Genomic DNA, 4,896 nt, shown 5'->3' on the forward strand with positions numbered 1-4,896 from the left:
ACTTGCGCCTGGGCCGGCGCCGCGGCGAGCCCGGCGGCCAGCAGCGCGAGCAGAAAGGTCCTCATCGCGGGTCGCCCTCCGTGCGATCGGGCCGGGCCAGGCGCGGCGCCTCCCGGCTCTCCGCCCGGATCGGCTCGAGGTCGAGCACCGCGCCGGAGCGGTCGATCGGGCTCGCGGTCGGGCCGATCTCGGCCAGCAGCAGCGCCTCGTCGGCGGCGTCGTGCTCGCTGTCGAGGCGCAGCGGTTCGCGCCGGCCGCGCGCGAGCAGCCGGAGCACCACCGTGCCGGCCACCGCGCAGGCCGCGACGGCCGCCAGGATCAGGAGCGTTTCCATTGCCCCGCAGCGTTAGCGCAAGCGGAGGCCGCATGCACCCCGGGGCACGCCTGCGACCGCACGCGGCCGGGATCCGCGGCGAGACCTTGGCCGGAGCGGAACGGTCCTTGCCTCTCCGGCCACGGGCCGCCGGCGCCTTGCACGCGCCGGGCGTCCCCGCCAAAAGCCGCCTGCCCCCGTCCTGCCGGAGCCTGACCGATGCGAACGCACGCCCATCGCGACCCGGAGGAGCTCGAAGGCCATCTCGTCGGGCTGATCGAGGCCTCGCGCGAGCAGGCGAGCGAGGATCCGTTCCGCAACCCCGTGCTGGCCGGGCTCGCCGGCGCCGTCACCGCGGCCGAGACGGACGCCGACCGGCGCAGGATCGCGGTCCTGCGCTCGGGCATCGCCACGCACGGGCTCTCGAACGCGCTGCCGCATTTCCGGCTCAACGCCAGCCAGATCCACAACGCGGTCCGCCGGGTCATCGACCTCGAAGGCGAGCCGGCCGACGCCGCCCAGCGCCGCTCGCACCTCTCGGCGATCCACACGCTGCTCAACGACGTGCAGCCGGTGGCGGTGGATTTCGGTGCGCTCGCCGCCGAGCGCGCCTCCGCCGCCCGGCTGATGATGACGATCGCGCAGATCCTCAAGCACGTCGACGGCACGCACCCGGTGCGCTTCCTCATCGCCGAGACCGAGACCGGCTACACGCTGCTGGCCGCGCTCTGGCTCGCGCGCCATTACGGCATCGCCGACAAGCTCGAGATCACGCCGCTGTTCGAGACCGCGAGCGCCCTGGAGCAGGGCATCCGGGTGCTCGACGATGCGCTGCGCAACCCGCACTGGCGGCGCTACCTCAAGCGCATCGGCCGCCTCACCGTGCAGTTCGGCTATTCCGATTCCGGGCGCTACGTCGGCCAGCTCGCCGCCACCTTCTGGATCGAGCGGCTGCGCCTGCGCATCACCGAGATGCTGGTCTCGAACGGGCTCGCCGACGTCGAGCTGGCGATCTTCGACACCCACGGCGAATCGATCGGCCGCGGCGCCCACCCGACCTCCCTGCGCGACCGCCTCGCCTACCTCGCCCCCGAGGATGCGCGCGCGCGCAACCAGAAGGCCGGGATCAAGGTCCGCCTCGAATCGAGCTTCCAGGGCACCGACGGCTACCTGCTGTTCGGCTCGCAGGCGATCGCCGAGGCCTCGATCGCGCGGGTGGCCGAGCACGTCTACGCCCTCGACGTGGCCGAGGACGACGCCTTCCCCGACTACGCCCTCTCCGACGCGGCCGAGGGCGCGGACGCCGCCGACGATCCCGTCTACGCCAAGACCGACTTCGCCCTCGAGTTCTTCACCGTCGTGCGCCAGGACATGGAGGCGCTGGTCGACGATCCCGGCTACGCCGCCCTGCTCGGCACCTTCGGCCCGGGGCTGATCGACCGCACCGGCTCGCGCCCGGTGGCGCGGCAGTCGGATTCGGGCGGGCCGGCGCTGATCACCCATCCGCGCCAGATGCGGGCGATCCCCAACAACGCGATCCTGCAGCAGCTCGGCTACCTCGCCAACTCCCTGCACGGGCTCGGCCGCGCGGCGGGGCGCGCGCCCGACCTGTTCCGCGACATGCGCCGCGACTCGGTGCGGTTCTCCCGCGCCTTCCGCCTGGTCCAGCACGCGGCCTCGGTCGGCGACCTCGACGTGCTGCGCGCCTACATCGACACGCTGGACCCCGCGGTGTGGCTCGAGCGCGCCCGCCGCACCCAGAAGGACGGCCGGCGCGAGGAGCTGATCGTCATCGCCGGCGTCCTCGACCGCCTCGACCTCGCGCCGAACCTGCGCCGCCTGTTCGGGCGGCTGACCACCGACGCGCTGAGCCTGCAGGCCGCCGCCCCCGACTTGAGGAAGATGTCGGTGCGCCTCACCCTGCTCCACGCGATCCGCCTCGCGCTGATCCACCGGATCTGGTTCACCGCCGTCCACATCCCCGGCTTCCGGCCCCAGGCCGGCGTCAGCCGCGAGCAGCTGCTGGAGCGCTTCCTGCGCCTCGACATCGACGGCTGCCTGAAGCTCCTCGACGAGATCTTCCCCGTCACCCCCGACCCGACGCTCGGCCTCAACTTCGGCGAGCCGGCCGGCCCGCGCGACGTCGGCACCTACGAGGCCGAGCATTCCGGCCTGTTCCAGCCGATCGCCAAGATGTTCACCCAGGTGCGCGAGATCTCGGGGATGATCCAGCACGAGGTCGGCGCGTTCGGGTGAGGGGGCGCCACCCCCGTCATTCCGGGGCGCCGCAGGCGAGCCCGGAATCCGGAGACGCCGAGGGTGCGGACTGGAGATCGACCTGCGGCACTGGATCCCGGGCTCCGCTGCGCGGCCCCGGGATGACGGGGCGGAGCGGCGAACGATGCGGCCAGCCCGAGCCGCAGCCGCCTCACGCTCCCGTCACCACCAGCACCGTCCCGTCGATGCCGGTCACCCGCACCCGCGCGCCGGCGGGGAGGTCCGGGCCGGTGACGCGCCAGAGGGTGTCGTCGAAGCGGATGCGGCCGGCGCCGTCCTGGATCGGCTCGGCGAGCAGGCCTTCGCGACCGACGAGGCCGCGGTCGGCGCGGTTGAGGGTCGGGACGTGGTCGCGGCCGAGGCGGCGGGCGATGAGCACCGCGGCGACGGCGAGCCCGGAAAACAGCAGCAGCTGCGCCTGCCACGGCAGGGGCACGAGCGCCGCGACGAGGCCGGTGGCGAGCCCCGCGAGCCCGAGCCAGATCAGGAAGATGCCGGGCGCCACCAGCTCGAGCCCGGCCAGCGCCAGGCCGGCGAGGATCCAGGCCCAAGCCGGACCCAGATCCGCGAAGGCGTTCGCCAAGATTCGAGACCAGGCGCTGGAGAAGCTCACGTCCGCGGCACCCCGACGCTGGGCGGCGCACCGGAGCGTGGGCGCGCGGGCGCCGCGCCCTCCCCGAACACCGACTTCGTGATCTCGGCGATGCCGCCCAGCGTCCCGGCGAGCGCCGCCGCCTCGATCGGCACCACCACCACGCGCTGGTTCGGGGCGGTGGCGATGGCGCGCACCGCCTCAACGTACTTCTCGGCCACCAGGAAGTTCGCCGCGGCGATGTCGCCCGCGGTGATCGCGGCGCTGATCATGCCCGTGGCCTTCGCCTCGGCCTCGGCCGAGCGCTCGCGGGCCTCGGCGTCGCGGAAGGCGGCCTCCTTGCGGCCTTCCGCCTCCAGGATCGCCGACTGCTTGCGCCCCTCGGCGCGCAGGATGTCGGCCTGGCGGTGGCCTTCCGCCTCCAGCACCGAGGCGCGCTTCTCGCGCTCGGCCTTCATCTGCCGGGCCATGGCGCCGGCCAGGTCCGCCGGCGGCACGATGTCCTTGATCTCGATGCGGGTCATCTTCACCCCCCAGGGCGAGGCGGCGGCGTCCATCACCCTGAGCAGCCGCTCGTTGATCTCGTCCCGGTGCGAGAGCAGCTGGTCGAGGTCCATCGAGCCGACCACGGTGCGGATGTTGGTCATCGTCAGGGTGCGCGTCGCCACGTCGAGGTTGGAGATCTCGTAGGAAGCGCGGGCGGCGTCGAGCACCTGGTAGAACACCACCGCGTCGATGGTGACGCCGGCATTGTCGCGGGTGAAGGCCTCCTGGCTCGGCACCTCGATCACCTGCTCCATCACGTTGACGCGGCGCCCGATGCGCTCGACGAACGGGGTGATCAGCCCGAGCCCGGATTCGAGGGTGCGGGCGTAGCGGCCGAAGCGCTCGACGGTGAAGACGTAGCCCTGCGGCACGATGTTGATGCCGGCCGCCAGCGTCACGACCACGAGGATCGCCGCCACGACCGCGAAGGTGCTCAGGCCGATCGAGAGACTCATCGCCATCCCCGCAAGGCGCCGACGCGGCGCGCCGGTATCCTAGCGCAGCCGGGGGCGACGGCGCGAACGGGCGCCGCTCGTCCTCGCAGGGGCGGCGCCTCCCCACATCGCCCGGCTGGCGCGGGTCCGGGCGACGCGTCCGTCCCGTGCGGCTTGGAGCGTGTTTTGCGCGATCACCGGATCGCGGAAACACGCTTCCTCGCCTCGTGGGATGGCGTTGCCTTCACGCGAGCCGGCGTCCACCTCGCGCGACGCTGCTCTAGCGCTTCCACACCCCGATGCGCTCGGTGCGGGCGTGGTCCTCGGCGGCGACGAGCTCGGGGGAGGCCTCGGGCGAGGCGCGGCCGCCGCCGTTGAACAGGACCACCTCGGAAAGGTCGCGGCCCTCGACGGTGCAGGAGACGTTCTCGCTGCCGGGCACCGGCGTGCAGGTGATCGGCCGGCCGGCGAGGTACTTGGTGAGCTCGTCCGCCTGCCCGCCGCGCACCCACTCGACGCCGAACAGGTGCATCAGCTTGCCGGCGACGCGCACGGTCGCGGTGTCGATGACCTCGGCCTTGCCGCTGATCGCGTTGGCGGCGGGCGGCGCCGGCGGCACGATGTCCTTGATCTCGATGCGGGTCATCTTCACCCCCCAGGGCGAGGCGGCGGCGTCCATCACCCTGAGCAGCCGCTCGTTGATCTCGTCCCGGTGCGAGAGCAGCTGGTCGAGG

Annotated in this window: 4 protein-coding genes and 1 pseudogene; 1 reads left to right on the plus strand and 4 read right to left on the minus strand. The window is 73.1% G+C overall.

Features of this window, described 5'->3' with window-relative positions; translation table 11 throughout:
* Positions 1–61: 61 nt before the first annotated feature.
* Positions 62–334 carry a hypothetical protein gene (locus tag FV223_RS19985; protein WP_147728644.1) on the minus strand — a complete coding sequence of 91 codons (273 nt, stop codon included), beginning with the start codon at positions 332–334 and terminating at the stop codon, positions 62–64.
* 300 nt (positions 335–634) lie between these two features.
* Here FV223_RS19985 and FV223_RS19990 point away from each other — a divergent pair.
* Positions 635–2,569, plus strand: a pseudogene (locus FV223_RS19990) (phosphoenolpyruvate carboxylase); the annotation flags it as partial.
* Between the two features lie 172 nt (positions 2,570–2,741).
* On the opposite strand, the gene FV223_RS19995 reads toward FV223_RS19990, so the two are convergent.
* From FV223_RS19995 to FV223_RS20005, 3 genes are all read right to left on the minus strand, one after another.
* Positions 2,742–3,203 (minus strand): NfeD family protein, encoded by a 462-nt coding sequence (locus FV223_RS19995; protein WP_246689735.1) that lies wholly within the window; start codon positions 3,201–3,203, stop codon positions 2,742–2,744.
* The gene (locus tag FV223_RS20000; protein ID WP_147728645.1) at positions 3,200–4,183 is read right to left on the minus strand and encodes an SPFH domain-containing protein; all 984 of its coding nucleotides are present in this window, start codon (positions 4,181–4,183) and stop codon (positions 3,200–3,202) included. Before FV223_RS20000 ends, FV223_RS19995 begins: the two co-directional genes overlap by 4 nt.
* A gap of 259 nt (positions 4,184–4,442) precedes the next feature.
* Positions 4,443–4,896, minus strand: a 454-nt coding sequence (locus tag FV223_RS20005; RefSeq protein WP_348644810.1) for an SPFH domain-containing protein, incomplete at its 5' end; no start/stop codon positions are given.

Origin of the sequence: Methylobacterium sp. WL116 (assembly GCF_008039455.1) — a bacterium.
Classification (GTDB): Bacteria; Pseudomonadota; Alphaproteobacteria; order Rhizobiales; family Beijerinckiaceae; genus Methylobacterium.